The organism is Pseudomonas purpurea (assembly GCF_039908635.1).
Taxonomy (GTDB): domain Bacteria; phylum Pseudomonadota; class Gammaproteobacteria; order Pseudomonadales; family Pseudomonadaceae; genus Aquipseudomonas; species Aquipseudomonas purpurea.
In genome coordinates, this window is record NZ_CP150918.1 from 5,365,795 (window position 1) to 5,379,720 (window position 13,926).

The following is a 13,926-nucleotide window of genomic DNA, read 5'->3' on the forward strand; positions in this document are numbered from 1 at the left end:
CACGCCCACCAACCGCAACACTCATAAGTGCGGCTAGAACACCGCCAAAAAAAAACACTCAGGAGTCCACCCATGAAAGGTTCCCCCTCGTTGTTGTTGGCCGCCCTGCTGAGTCTGCCGGTTCTGGCTCATGCCGCAGAACCGGCACAATGCAGTACCGTAAACTTCTCCGATGTCGGCTGGACCGACATCACCGCCACGACCGCCACCACCAGTGTCGTGCTCGACGCCCTGGGCTACAAAACCAAGACCACCATGATTTCGGTGCCCGTGACGTACAAGTCGCTGGCCGACGGCAAGAACATGGACGTGTTCCTCGGCAACTGGATGCCGACCATGGAAAACGACATCAAGGCCTACCGCGACGCCGGCACCGTCGAAACTGTGCGTACCAATCTCAAGGGCGCCAAATACACCCTGGCGGTGCCACAAGCGCTGTACGACAAAGGGCTGCATGACTTCGCCGACATCCCCAAATTCAAGAAAGAACTCGACGGCAAGATCTACGGTATCGAACCCGGCAACGACGGTAACCGCCTGATCCAGAGCATGATCGACAAGAACGCCTTCGGCCTCAAGGACGCCGGCTTCAAAGTGGTCGAGTCCAGCGAGGCCGGCATGCTCTCGCAAGTCGACCGCGCCCAGAAGCGTGATACCGCCGTGGTGTTCCTGGGCTGGGCACCGCATCCGATGAACAAGCGCTTCAAGATCCAGTACCTCACCGGTGGCGATGACTTCTTCGGTCCGGATTTCGGTGCAGCCACCGTCCTGACCAACACCCGCAAGGGTTACACCCAGGAATGCAGCAACGTGGGCCAGTTGTTGAAAAACCTGGAGTTCACCGTCGACATGGAAAGCTCATTGATGGGCAATATCCTGGACGACAAGATGAAGCCTGATGCCGCCGCCCGGGCCTGGCTGAAAAAGAACCCACAGGTACTCGATGCCTGGCTCGCTGGCGTGACCACCATTGACGGTAAACCTGGCCTGGAGGCCGTGAAAGCCAAGCTTGCGCAGCCCTTGAAACAGTAAAGTCGCTGACGCCGGGCGGGCTCGCCCGCCCGGCTGTTTATTTCCTTGCATGCGGACGTTCACTACCATGCTGATTGATCAGAAAATCCCTTTAGGCCAGTACATCGCGGGCTTCGTCGAATGGTTGACGCAACATGGCGCCAGCACGTTTGACGCAATCGCCGTGACACTGGAAACGATGATCCACGGCGTGACGTTCGCGCTGACCTGGTTCAATCCTTTTGCATTGATCGGGTTGATCGCCTTGCTGGCTCATTTCATTCAACGCAAATGGGGCCTGACCGTTTTTGTCATCGCCTCCTTCCTGCTGATCCTCAACCTGGGGTACTGGCAGGAAACCATGGAAACCCTCGCCCAGGTGCTGTTCGCCACCCTGGTGTGCGTCGTGATCGGCGTGCCGTTGGGCATCGTCGCCGCGCACAAGCCGATGTTCTACACCATGATGCGTCCGGTGCTCGATCTGATGCAGACCGTGCCGACGTTCGTGTACCTCATTCCAACCCTGACCCTGTTTGGTCTGGGCGTGGTCCCCGGTCTGATCTCGACGGTGGTGTTCGCGATTGCCGCGCCCATCCGCCTGACTTACCTGGGCATCCGCGATGTCCCGCAAGAACTGATGGACGCCGGCAAAGCCTTCGGCTGCTCGCGCCGTCAACTGCTTTCACGGATCGAATTGCCCCACGCCATGCCAAGCATCGCGGCCGGTATCACCCAGTGCATCATGCTGTCGCTGTCGATGGTGGTGATCGCGGCACTGGTGGGTGCCGACGGCCTGGGCAAACCCGTGGTCAACGCACTGAACACTGCCGATATCGCCCTGGGCTTCGAAGCCGGCCCTGGCGATCGTACTGCTGGCGATCATGCTCGACCGAATCTGCAAACAACCCGACGCCAAAGTAGGGGGTGACGCATGAGCATAATCCGCTTCGATCAGGTCGACGTGGTCTTCTCCAAAGACCCGCGTGAAGCCCTGAAACTGCTCGACCAGGGCATGACCCGTGACCAGATCCTGAAAAAAACCGGGCAGATCGTTGGCGTTGAAAAAGCCAGCCTGGACATCGAGAAAGGCGAAATCTGCGTGCTGATGGGCCTTTCCGGCTCAGGCAAATCCAGCCTGCTGCGCTGCATCAACGGCTTGAACACCGTCAGCCGTGGCAAGTTGTTCGTCGAGCATGAAGGCAAGCAGATCGACATCGCCTCCTGCACCCCGGCCGAACTGAAAATGATGCGCACCAAACGCATCGCCATGGTCTTCCAGAAATTCGCCCTGATGCCGTGGCTGACGGTGCGTGAAAACATCAGCTTCGGCCTCGAAATGCAGGGCCGACCGGAGAAGGAACGGAAAAAACTGGTCGATGAAAAACTCGAACTGGTGGGCCTGACCCAATGGCGCAACAAGAAACCCGACGAGCTCTCCGGCGGCATGCAGCAACGTGTGGGCCTGGCCCGCGCACTGGCGATGGACGCCGACATCCTGCTGATGGACGAACCGTTCTCGGCACTCGACCCGCTGATCCGCCAGGGCCTGCAAGACGAACTGCTGGAACTGCAAAACAAGCTGAGCAAAACCATCGTGTTCGTGAGCCACGACCTCGATGAAGCGCTGAAACTGGGCAGCCGTATCGCGATCATGAAAGACGGTCGGATCATCCAGTACAGCAAGCCGGAAGAAATCGTCCTCAACCCGGCCGATGACTACGTACGCACCTTCGTCGCGCACACCAACCCGCTCAACGTGCTGTGCGGGCGCAGCCTGATGCGCACCCTGGACAAGTGCAAACGCATCAACGGTTCGGTATGCCTGGACCCAGGCGGCGACTCGTGGCTGGACCTGGCCGAAGGCAACACCATCAAGGGCGCCCGGCAAAACGGCGCCAGCCTGGACCTGCAAAACTGGGCACCGGGGCAAGCGGTCGAAGGCCTTGGCCGTCGTCCAACGCTGGTGGATTCGAACATCGGCATGCGCGACGCGTTGCAGATTCGTTATCAGACCGGCAACAAACTGGTGCTGCACGACAACAACCATGTGGTGGGGATTCTGGGCGACAGCGAGCTGTATCACGCGCTGCTCGGCAAGAACCTGGGGTAAGGCAGCAGACACAAAAACGCCGCGAGAGGATCGCGGCGTTTTTGTTCGTACACATATATGACTTGGAACACGGACAACTGTGGCGAGGGAGCTTGCTCCCGCTCGGTTGCGTAGCAACCGCAAATCCATACAGCGCGGGTTATCTGCAAGAACCGGGTCGCGGGTTTTGGGGCCGCTTCGCAGCCCAGCGGGAGCAAGCTCCCTCGCCACAATGGTGCTGCGGTGCAGCTGATGCACCGCATCACCTCAAGCCTTAGCTATAAACCCGGCCAAGGAGCTGCCGATGGCTTTCAAACTGATCGATCACATCACGCGTGATCTGCTCTTGAGTGAAGCCCATCAGGTCATATTCCTGACTGCCGTTGTGCAGATACACCTCGGCACGGTAGTAGCGGCTGCGCTCTTCATCGGCATTCGGCGATTCGCTTGGCGCGGCCAGGTAGCCGTCCAGGCTCACTTCGTAGACAAAAGGGTTGCCCTCTTCCATCTCGATCCGCACGCCCATGCACCGCTTGGCTTTACCCAGCAACGTCTGAACGTCCAGGCCTTGAGTGCGCAGTTGTGCGGCCGCATCTTCCAGTGCCGGGCTGACGTGTTTGTCCATGAAGCGCTGAACAATCGACTGAGTCGGTTGCAGGTCCTGCGCCGACAGCCGCTCGCTGAAGCCACGACGACCACGGGCCGCCAGTTCGGCTTGCTCCTGCTCGATCTGCACGTCCTGGCGCATGGCCTTGTGCAAGCCGAACATGAAGAACACCAGTACCACCGAGAACGGCAGACCGGCCAGCACCACCATGGTTTGCATGGCTTCGAAGTTACCGGCGAGCAACAGACCGATGGTCACCAGGGTGATCACCACCGACCAGAAGATCCGCAACCAGTGCGGCGCATCTTCGTCGACGTTACCGCCCTTGCAGGACAGGTTGGCCATCATCACCGCGCCGGAGTCGGCCGGGGTCAGGAACAGCACGAAACCGACAAAGATCGACACGCCGATCACGATTTTCGACGCGGGGTAATGCTCGAGCAGTTGGTAGATCGCCATGGACGGCTGCTCGAGCGCCGTCTTCCCGAGTTCCACCGCTCCCTGGTTCATCACCAGGTCCAGGGCCGAGTTACCGAAGATCGACAGCCAGGCCAGGGTGAAGCCCAGCGGAATCAGCAGCACGCCGGCCACCAGTTCACGCACGGTACGACCGCGGGAAATACGCGCAATGAACATGCCGACGAATGGGGCCCAGGAAATCCACCAGGCCCAGTAGAACAGGGTCCACAGGCCCAACCAGCGCTCGGATTTTTCGTTGTCGCCCACGTACACATAAAGGTCGAAGGTTTTCAGCACCACGCCGTTCAGGTAGTCGCCGATGTTCTGCACGAAACCGTTGAGCAGGTGCAGGGTCGGGCCGAACAGCAGCACGAAAATCAGCAGACCGCTGAACAGCACGATGTTCAGGTTGGACAGACGGCGGATGCCGTTTTCCACACCCGACACGGCAGCGATGGTCGCCACGGTGCTCATCACGATGATCACGATCAACAGGTTAGTGTCGGTGTGATCCATGCCGAACAGGTTTTCCAGCCCCGAGCGTACCTGCAACGCACCGATGCCCAGGTTGGTCACCAGCCCCAGCAGGGTCACGAACATGCCAAAGCCGTCGACCGCATGACCGGCCGCGCCCTTGACCCAGCGCTCGCCCACCAGCGGATACAGCGCAGAACGCAGTGCCAGCGGCTGGTTATGACGGTAGGCAAAGTACGCCACGGCCAGGCCGACCAATGCGTAGATCGCCCAGCCATGCAGGCCCCAGTGCAGGAAAGTCAGCTGCACAGCCTGACGTGCCGCCAGGTTGGTGCCGGCCACGCCTTCCGGCGGGTTGAAGAAGTGGTCAAGCGGCTCGGAAGCACCGAAGTACAGCAGCGAGATGCCGATACCGGACGAGAACAGCATCCCGGCCCAGGCGCCATAACTGAAGTCCGGGGTGTCGTCCTTGCTGCCCAGTTTGAGTTTGCCGTAGGACGAAAACGCCAGGCCAACAACAAACACCAGGTAAGCGGCAATCACCACCATGTAGTACCAGCCGAAGCTGCGCGACAACCAGGCTTGAGCTATCCCCAGAATTCTCCCGGCTTCTTGCGGCGCGGTGATGAGAATGACGGTCAACAGCAGGATCAGTGCGGTCGAGGTGTAGAACACCCAACCGTTGACCGTCACCTTCTCGGGTGGGGTCTTTATAAGAGAGGCAGAACTCATTGCACAGATGCTCCAGGCAGTGCGAGAGAAGGACACAAGGCAAAGCAGTACCCGACCAATCGGTTAGTTGGCAGCCGACCAGCGGGTGATATAAAGACACCCCGAAAAAAGCCCGAAACCACAGGGATTGCGTTGAAAACCGGCGTCGTAAGCCTTGCGCGCGGGTGTACCGCGACACAGGGCTTCAAGCGTCTTGCCCATTCAACAGGTCCGTTACGTCGATCCGCGCCATGCCCCGCGTGGGTTTCGAGTATTTTCAGATGTCGTCTTTCGCCAGTTACACGTAGGAAAAATCTGTAAGCAGCGACGATTTGTCGCAGATCTTATTCTTTGTTGATTGAACGTTCAATCAAAACAAAATAGACTGGCCCTCAATCCGGAAGCCGCTTGTCGACCTCCGGAAGGCCTAAGGAGATGTGCAAGATGCCCAAGGTCGGTATGCAACCCATCCGCCGCCAGCAATTGATCGAAGCCACGTTGCAGGCGGTCGATCAGGTCGGTATGGGGGACGCCAGCATTGCGCTGATCGCCCGTTTGGCCGGTGTCTCGAATGGCATCATCAGTCATTATTTTCAGGACAAGAACGGCCTGATCGCCGCCACGATGCGGTACCTGATGAACGTCCTCAGCGAGAACGTCACCGCGCGCCGCCAGGCGCTGGGAGATAACAGCCCGCGGGCTCATCTTCAGGTGATTATCGAAGGCAACTTCGACGCCAGCCAGGTCAATGGCCCGGCAATGAAAACCTGGCTGGCCTTCTGGGCCACCAGCATGCACCAACCGTCTTTACACAGGTTGCAGCGGATCAACGATCACCGCCTGTATTCCAACCTGTGCTGCGAGTTCCGCCGAGTGCTGCCGCTTGATCAAGCACGCAGTGCAGCACGTGGCCTGGCAGCCCTGATCGACGGTTTGTGGTTGCGCGGCGCGCTGTCGGGAGACGCTTTCGACACCGAGCAGGCGCAACGGATCGCTTACGAATACATGGATTTCCAACTGGCTAAGCAGGAACGCTAGAGCACCTATAACGCTCGGCCCCTGAACGGCCACTGATCAGCGTTGCCCAGGTTTTACGGCACGCCCGGTGGTCAACGCCCACTACTTATGCACTTGCGAGGACTTTATGGCCCGTTTCGAACTGCAAAAACTCTACATTGACGGCGGCTACACCGACGCGGGCAGCGATGCCACCTTCGAAGCCATCAACCCGGCTAACGGTGAAGTTCTCGCCAAAGTGCAACGTGCGACAAAAGAAGACGTTGAGCGCGCTGTGGTCAGCGCCGAAAAGGGCCAGAAAATCTGGGCCGCAATGACCGCCATGGAGCGTTCGCGCATCCTGCGTCGTGCCGTGGATATCCTGCGCGAGCGCAACGATGAACTGGCCGCTCTGGAAACCCTGGACACCGGCAAGGCGTACTCTGAAACCCGTTACGTCGACATCGTGACCGGCGCTGACGTGCTGGAATATTACGCGGGCCTGGTTCCGGCCATCGAAGGCGAGCAGATTCCGCTGCGCACCACTTCGTTCGTCTACACCCGTCGCGAGCCACTGGGCGTCGTGGCCGGTATCGGCGCGTGGAACTACCCCATCCAGATCGCCCTGTGGAAATCCGCTCCAGCCCTGGCGGCCGGTAACGCGATGATCTTCAAGCCGAGCGAAGTCACCTCCCTGACAACCCTGAAACTGGCTGAAATCTACACCGAAGCCGGCTTGCCAGCAGGCGTGTTCAACGTGCTGACCGGCAGCGGCCGTGAAGTCGGCACCTGGTTGACCGAGCACCCGCGCATCGAAAAAATCTCCTTCACCGGCGGCACCGACACCGGCAAAAAGGTCATGGCCAGCGCTTCTGCCTCGTCCCTGAAAGACGTGACCATGGAACTGGGCGGCAAGTCCCCGCTGATCATTTTCGACGACGCCGACCTGGATCGCGCCGCCGACACCGCCATGATGGCCAACTTCTACAGCTCCGGCCAGGTCTGCACCAACGGCACTCGCGTGTTCGTCCCGAGCCACCTGAAAGCCGCTTTCGAAGCCAAGATCGTTGAACGCGTTGCGCGCATCCGCGTTGGCAACCCGGAAGACGAAAACACCAACTTCGGCCCGCTGGTCAGCTTCGCTCACATGGAGAGCGTGCTGGGTTACATCGCCAAGGGTAAAGAAGAAGGCGCTCGCGTTCTGTGCGGCGGCAGCCGTCTGACCGAAGGCGAATTCGCCAAAGGCGCATTCGTGGCACCGACCGTGTTCACCGACTGCACCGACGAGATGACCATCGTGCGCGAAGAAATCTTCGGCCCGGTGATGAGCATCCTGACCTATGAAACCGAAGAAGAAGTGATCCGTCGTGCCAACGACACCGACTTCGGCCTGGCCGCTGGCGTCGTCACCAAGGATCTGAACCGCGCTCACCGCGTGATTCATCAGCTGGAAGCCGGTATCTGCTGGATCAACGCCTGGGGCGAGTCCGACGCCAAGATGCCGGTTGGCGGCTACAAGCAGTCGGGCGTGGGTCGTGAAAACGGCATCAGCTCGCTGAACAACTTCACTCGCATCAAATCGGTACAGGTCGAGCTGGGTGATTACGCCTCGGTTTTCTGATCTGACGCAACTCTGAAGTTGCGGGCCGTTGTGGCGAGGGAGCTTGCTCCCGCTGGGCTGCGAAGCGGCCCCAACTTCAGACACCGCGTTCATGCAGAAAGAGCACGGTCGCTGATTTTGCGACTGCTGCGCAGCCGAGCGGGAGCAAGCTCCCTCGCCACAGAAGGTGGCAACTCGGTGACCTGACCAACTTCAAAGAGGGTGCATTCAATGTCCCAAGAATACGATTACATCATCATCGGTGCCGGCTCTGCCGGTAACACCCTGGCGACCCGTCTGACTGAAGACGAAGGCGTCACCGTCCTGCTGCTCGAAGCCGGCGGCCCGGACTACCGCTTCGACTTCCGCACGCAAATGCCTGCGGCACTGGCGTTCCCGCTGCAAGGCCGTCGCTACAACTGGGCCTACGAGACCGATCCAGAACCACACATGAACGGTCGCCGCATGGAATGCGGTCGCGGCAAGGGCCTGGGCGGCTCTTCGCTGATCAACGGCATGTGCTACATCCGCGGTAACGCGATGGACTACGACGGCTGGGCAAAAAACCCGGGGCTGGAAGACTGGACCTACCTCGATTGCCTGCCGTATTTCCGCAAAGCGGAAACCCGTGACATCGGCCCGAACGACTACCATGGTGGCGAAGGCCCGGTCAGCGTGACCACGCCTAAAGCCGGCAACAACCCGCTGTTCCACGCGATGGTTGAAGCAGGCGTACAGGCCGGTTACCCGCGTACCGAAGACCTGAACGGCTACCAGCAGGAAGGTTTCGGCCCGATGGACCGTACCGTAACGCCTAAAGGCCGTCGCTCCAGCACCGCTCGCGGTTACCTGGACACCGCCAAAAAGCGTTCGACCCTGAACATCGTCACTCACGCCCTGACCGACAAGATTCTGTTCGACGGCAAGCGTGCCGTTGGCGTGCGTTACCTGGTGGGCAGCGCTGAAGAGCGCGTCGAAGCCCGTGCGCGCAAAGAAGTGTTGCTGTGCAGCGGCGCGATTGCTTCGCCACAAATCCTGCAACGTTCCGGCGTGGGTCCGGCCAAGCTGCTCGAGAGCCTGGACATCCCCGTGGTTCACGACCTGCCGGGCGTAGGCGAGAACCTGCAAGACCACCTGGAGCTGTACCTGCAATACGCATGCACCCAGCCGGTTTCGCTGTACCCCTCGCTGCTTTGGTACAACCAGCCGGCCATTGGCGCCGAGTGGCTGTTCAACGGTACCGGCATCGGCGCCAGCAACCAGTTCGAAGCCGGCGGTTTCATCCGCACGCGTCCGGATTTCGAATGGCCGAACATTCAGTACCACTTCCTGCCGGTCGCGATTAACTACAACGGCAGCAACGGTGTGAAAGAGCACGGTTTCCAGGCGCACATGGGCTCCATGCGCTCGCCAAGCCGTGGCCGGATCCAGGTTAAATCCAAGGATCCGCGCCAGTACCCGAGCATCCTGTTCAACTACATGGCCACCGAGCAAGACTGGCAGGAGTTCCGTGACGGCATCCGCCTGACCCGTGAAATCATGCAGCAGCCGGCACTCGACGCGTTCCGTGGTCGTGAGCTGAGCCCGGGCATCGAGGTGCAAACCGACGAGCAACTGGACACGTTCATCCGTGAGCACGCCGAAACCGCGTTCCACCCGTCCTGCTCGTGCAAGATGGGCACCGACGAGATGGCCGTGGTCGATGGCCAGGGTCGCGTCCACGGGATGCAGAACCTGCGTGTGATTGATGCCTCGATCATGCCGCTGATCACCACCGGCAACCTGAACGCCCCAACGATCATGATCGCCGAGAAAATCGCCGACAAGATCCGCGGCCGTCAGCCACTGCCACGCAGCCAGGCCAAATACTACGTCGCGGGCGAAGCCCCGGTGCGTGGCAAGCCACTGCGTGAAGTGAGCCGTACCGCGCAGTAAGCCGTTACACCGCCGCGCGACCATCGCGAGCAAGCTCGCTCCCACAGGTTTCAGGTCGATTGCAGATTTTGTGATCAGCCTGATACCCATGTGGGAGCGAGCTTGCCCGCGATGGCTTACTACCAAACGACACACCTCTACCCGCCTTGCACCCTCCCACACCGCTTCACCCTTGATCCTACCCCCCGCGCAGGCCTACTCTAGTCACCGCGCAAACGTTTCACCTCCCCGCCCCAATCGACAAGCCGCCACCTGGCTGGCCACGAGGCTTTCTCATGTTTGATGTCGTGTCTTCGAGCAAATGGCCCACCGGCTACCTGATCAATCCCAACGTTGAACCCCTCGATCCGAAATGGCTGAAAGAATTCAGCGAGATCCCCGCCGCCGCCGTCAGCGACTGCCTGGGACGCAACGTCGGCGGCCTGGGCCTGAAAGCCTTCCACGGCAATGCGCCAATGCTCGGCAGCGCGCTGACCGTGCGCGTGCGCCCCGGCGACAACCTGATGATCCTCAAAGCCATGCAGATGGCCCGCCCCGGCGATGTGCTGGTGATCGACGGCAGCGCCGACCTGACCCGCGCCGTGTTCGGCGGCATCATGCGCGCCATGGCGCTCAAGGCCGGGATCGTCGGCGTGGTGATCAACGGCGCCCTGCGCGACCTCGATGAATGGCAAACCGGTGAGCTGCCGGCCTACGCCATCGGCGGCGTACACCGTGGCCCGAGCACCGACGGCGGTGGCGAAATCAACGTGCCGATTTCCTGCGCCGGCATGTTGGTGGCACCGGGTGATTTGATGATCGGCGACGGTGACGGCGTGGTGGCTGCCTCGCGCAGCGAACTGCCGGAACTGTTGGTGCGTTGCCACGACCTGCTGGCACGAGAAAAGGCTACGCTTGCGGCTATCGAGGCTGGCACCCTGGACCCGGATCGTTTCGACGCGATCTTGCGCGCCAAGGGTTGCCCGGTCTAAAGCCAAAAGCATCGCGAGCAAGCTCGCTCCCACAGGTTTCAGATTGGATTGCAGATTGTGTGATCAACCTGAACCCCATGTGGGAGCGAGCTTGCTCGCGATGAGGCCCTTGAGGTCGCCGCCACTCACAAGGAGGTTCTCCAATGTTCGATTTCCACCCCCAGCTCAAGCAGCGTTTCGCTGCGTTGCGCACGGGCGCTGAATTCTTTTCGCTGCGTTATGTGCGCGAATCCGGCCAATACCTGTCGGTGCGCAAGAACGTCGCAGAACCGCCAAGCCTAAGCCGTGACGAAGGCGCGATGCTGACCGCCCGGGTCAACGGCGTCGAAGCCTACGCCGCGACCAACGACCTGTCGCCATCCGGCCTGCAAGCCGCCCTCGACCGTGCCGAACAACAGGCCCGTTCGATCGCCGCCCACGCCCTGCTCGACCTGCGCCAGCAACCGGTGTCCAGCGACCGCGCCGACTACTTTTCGCCGAACCTGGAACAACCCTTTCCGTCCCTGAGCGACTGCTACCAGATGCTCGGCGCCGAATCGGCCGCTGTGCCCAAGGATGAGCGGCTGGTGAACTGGGAAGTCAGCATCGGCATCACTCACGTCGAGCAGATCTACCTCAACAGTGCCGGTGCCGAACTGCGCCAGGCGCAACGCTTCGTTTATCCGGGGCTGGACGTCACCGCCTACGACGGCAACGACAGCCAGACCCGTAGCCTGGGCCGCGAGAACTTCGGCCAGCAAGGCAGTGGCGATGTGATCAGCCGCTGCGGCCTGATCGGCGCCGCGCCGAATGTCGCCGATCAGGCGCTGCAATTGCTGCTGGCACCGAACACCCCGGCAGGCAAACGCGACCTGCTGTTGATGCCCGACCAGATGATGCTGCAAATCCACGAGTCCATCGGCCATCCGCTGGAACTGGACCGCATCCTCGGTGACGAGCGTAACTACGCCGGCACCAGTTTCGTCAAAACCGGCGACTTCGGCAGCCTGCAATACGGCTCCAGCCTGCTCAACGTGACCTTCGACCCGGGCATCCCGGAAGAACTCGCCAGCTACGGCCATGACGACGACGGCACCGCCGCAAGCAAGCAATTCCTGATCCGCGAAGGCGTGCTTCAGCGTCCTCTGGGTGGCGCTCTCTCGCAATTTCGCGCCGGCCTCGACGGCGTCGCCAACAGCCGCGCCTGTGGCTGGAACCGTCCGCCCATCGACCGCATGGCCAACCTCAACATCGAGCCCGGCGATCAACCGCTCGAACGCCTGATCGGCAACATCGAACACGGCGTGCTGATGTCGACCAACCGCTCATGGTCGATTGACGATGCACGCAACAAATTCCAGTTCGGTTGCGAATGGGGCCAGTTGATCGAAAATGGCGAACTCAAGGGCGTGGTGAAAAACCCCAACTATCGCGGGGTGTCCTCACACTTCTGGCGCAACCTCAGCGCGGTTGGCGACATCAGCACCTTCAAGGTCCTGGGTACACCAAACTGCGGCAAGGGCGAACCGAACCAGGTCATTCGCGTCGGCCACGCCTCGCCAGCCTGCGTATTCAGCAACATTGACGTATTCGGAGGAGACGCCTGATGGGTACGGTCTTGAGTCAGGTCGAGCAATTCAAAGGACTGGTGGCGTGGCTGCGTGAGGCCATGCGCGAACCTGAGCAGTTCACCTTGAGCTACGCCGCCGAATCATCGGCGTTCGTGCGTTTCAACCATGCCAAGGTTCGTCAGGCGGGTCAGGTTCAACAGGCCAGCATGGGCTTCAAACTGATCGATGACGGTCGGCATGCCGACCTGAACATCACCCTGGCCGGCGACCCCGAGGTTGACCAACAACGCTTGGCCGAAGGCCTGCAACAACTGCGCGAGACCCTGCCGTTGCTGCCACAGGATCCCTATTTGCTGGTAAACCATGACGACTGGCAGAGCAAGAACGTGCAGGACCATCCGCTGCCGGACACCGAGCAAGTGGTCGCCGAGATTGCCCGTGCCGCCGATGGCCTGGATTTGGTCGGCTTCTACGCGGCGGGTCCGATCAGCCGTGGTTTTGCCAGCTCCTGCGGTGCGTTCGGCTGGCATCAGGCCAACAGTTTCAACTTCGATTTCAGCCTGTTCCACGCCAACGGCCAAGCGGTGAAAGCCAGCTACGCCGGGCACGACTGGAACAGCGAAGGTTTCGCCAGGCGCTTCCAGCAAGCGCGCGAGCAACTGGCGTTTTTGGGGCGGCCGCTGCGCACCTTGGCACCGGGTCAGTACCGCGCTTACCTGGCCCCGGCGGCGCTGGAAGAAATCGTCGACATGCTCTGCTGGGGCGGTTTTTCGGCGCAGTCGATTGCCAGCAAAAACAGCCCGCTGCAAAAACTCTACGCGGGCGACAACGTGTTCAGCCCTCTTGTCTCGCTGGACGAAAAAGTCAGCGGTTCCCTGAGCCCGGCGTTTTCCGGCGAAGGTTACCCACGCAGCGACCTGAAACTGATCGTCGAAGGCAAGGCAGGCGAGCAGTTGGTGAATTCGCGCAGTGCGGCCGAATACGGCCTGACGGCCAACGGCGCGGGTGGCGATGAGTCGCCGAGTGCGTTGAACATGGCGGCCGGCACGTTGCCTGATGCGCAGATTCTCAAGCAACTGGGCACCGGCCTGTACATCAGCAACCTGTGGTACCTGAACTACTCGGACCAACCGGCTGCGCGCCTGACCGGCATGACGCGGTTTGCGACGTTCTGGGTCGAGAACGGCGAGATCCAAGCGCCGGTCAGCACCATGCGCTTTGATGACAGCGCCTACAGTTTGCTGGGTTCACAGCTGGAAGCGTTGACGAGTGAACGAGAGTTGATGCTGTCGGCCAGCACCTACAGCCAACGCAATACATCTTCTGCGTTGTTGCCGGGGGCGCTGGTCAAAAAACTCACGCTGACCTTGTAAATACAAAACCCTGTGTAATGGGAACATGTGGCGAGGGGGCTTGCCCCCGTTGGGCCGCGAAGCGGCCCCAAAACCCCAAACGCGCTTCACCAGACAGACCGCATTGACCGGATTTACGACTGCTACGCAGCCGAGCGGGAGCAAGCTCCC

At 60.7% G+C, this 13,926-nt stretch carries 9 protein-coding genes and 1 pseudogene; 9 read left to right on the top strand and 1 reads right to left on the bottom strand.

Annotated elements, in window-relative coordinates; genetic code table 11:
- Positions 1-72: 72 nt before the first annotated feature.
- The 3 genes and pseudogenes from AABM54_RS24170 (at position 73) to choV (ending at position 3,121) form a co-directional block, all read left to right on the top strand.
- Complete coding sequence (locus AABM54_RS24170) at positions 73-1,032, top strand: choline ABC transporter substrate-binding protein (RefSeq protein WP_347902426.1); 960 nt, start codon at positions 73-75, stop codon at positions 1,030-1,032.
- 67 nt (positions 1,033-1,099) lie between these two features.
- Positions 1,100-1,946: pseudogene (gene choW, locus AABM54_RS24175) on the top strand (choline ABC transporter permease subunit).
- Positions 1,943-3,121: a choline ABC transporter ATP-binding protein gene (gene choV / locus AABM54_RS24180; protein WP_347902427.1), complete on the top strand. Its 1,179-nt coding sequence runs from the start codon at positions 1,943-1,945 to the stop codon at positions 3,119-3,121. The pseudogene choW and the gene choV overlap by 4 nt, the downstream one beginning before the upstream one ends.
- 253 nt (positions 3,122-3,374) lie before the next feature.
- Here choV and AABM54_RS24185 read toward each other — a convergent pair whose 3' ends face one another.
- Positions 3,375-5,315 (bottom strand): BCCT family transporter, encoded by a 1,941-nt coding sequence (locus AABM54_RS24185; protein ID WP_347906289.1) that lies wholly within the window; start codon positions 5,313-5,315, stop codon positions 3,375-3,377.
- A 480-nt stretch (positions 5,316-5,795) separates the two neighbouring features.
- Between AABM54_RS24185 and betI the strand changes: the two genes are divergently transcribed.
- The 6 genes from betI (at position 5,796) to AABM54_RS24215 (ending at position 13,776) form a co-directional block, all read left to right on the top strand.
- Positions 5,796-6,389, top strand: a complete 594-nt coding sequence (gene betI / locus AABM54_RS24190) for a transcriptional regulator BetI (protein ID WP_347902428.1) — start codon at positions 5,796-5,798, stop codon at positions 6,387-6,389.
- 106 nt (positions 6,390-6,495) lie between these two features.
- The gene (gene betB, locus AABM54_RS24195) at positions 6,496-7,968 is read left to right on the top strand and encodes a betaine-aldehyde dehydrogenase (protein WP_347902429.1); all 1,473 of its coding nucleotides are present in this window, start codon (positions 6,496-6,498) and stop codon (positions 7,966-7,968) included.
- A gap of 210 nt (positions 7,969-8,178) precedes the next feature.
- Positions 8,179-9,882, top strand: a complete 1,704-nt coding sequence (gene betA / locus AABM54_RS24200; protein WP_347902430.1) for a choline dehydrogenase — start codon at positions 8,179-8,181, stop codon at positions 9,880-9,882.
- Positions 9,883-10,157: 275 nt separating this feature from the next.
- Positions 10,158-10,853 (top strand): RraA family protein, encoded by a 696-nt coding sequence (locus tag AABM54_RS24205; RefSeq protein ID WP_347902431.1) that lies wholly within the window; start codon positions 10,158-10,160, stop codon positions 10,851-10,853.
- 143 nt (positions 10,854-10,996) lie between these two features.
- Positions 10,997-12,439: a TldD/PmbA family protein gene (locus tag AABM54_RS24210; protein WP_347902432.1), complete on the top strand. Its 1,443-nt coding sequence runs from the start codon at positions 10,997-10,999 to the stop codon at positions 12,437-12,439.
- On the top strand, positions 12,439-13,776 hold the full coding sequence (locus tag AABM54_RS24215; RefSeq protein WP_347902433.1) for a TldD/PmbA family protein: 1,338 nt from the start codon (positions 12,439-12,441) through the stop codon (positions 13,774-13,776). Before AABM54_RS24210 ends, AABM54_RS24215 begins: the two co-directional genes overlap by 1 nt.
- Positions 13,777-13,926: the final 150 nt, after the last annotated feature.

What these genes read in the sequence shown, in the direction of transcription:
- AABM54_RS24170 (WP_347902426.1), top strand. Translation starts at nt 73, where the DNA reads ATGAAAGGTTCCCCCTCGTTGTTGTTGGCCGCCCTGCTGAGTCTGCCG.
- choV (WP_347902427.1), top strand. Translation starts at nt 1,943, where the DNA reads ATGAGCATAATCCGCTTCGATCAGGTCGACGTGGTCTTCTCCAAAGAC.
- betI (WP_347902428.1), top strand. Translation starts at nt 5,796, where the DNA reads ATGCCCAAGGTCGGTATGCAACCCATCCGCCGCCAGCAATTGATCGAA.
- betB (WP_347902429.1), top strand. Translation starts at nt 6,496, where the DNA reads ATGGCCCGTTTCGAACTGCAAAAACTCTACATTGACGGCGGCTACACC.
- betA (WP_347902430.1), top strand. Translation starts at nt 8,179, where the DNA reads ATGTCCCAAGAATACGATTACATCATCATCGGTGCCGGCTCTGCCGGT.
- AABM54_RS24205 (WP_347902431.1), top strand. Translation starts at nt 10,158, where the DNA reads ATGTTTGATGTCGTGTCTTCGAGCAAATGGCCCACCGGCTACCTGATC.
- AABM54_RS24210 (WP_347902432.1), top strand. Translation starts at nt 10,997, where the DNA reads ATGTTCGATTTCCACCCCCAGCTCAAGCAGCGTTTCGCTGCGTTGCGC.
- AABM54_RS24215 (WP_347902433.1), top strand. Translation starts at nt 12,439, where the DNA reads ATGGGTACGGTCTTGAGTCAGGTCGAGCAATTCAAAGGACTGGTGGCG.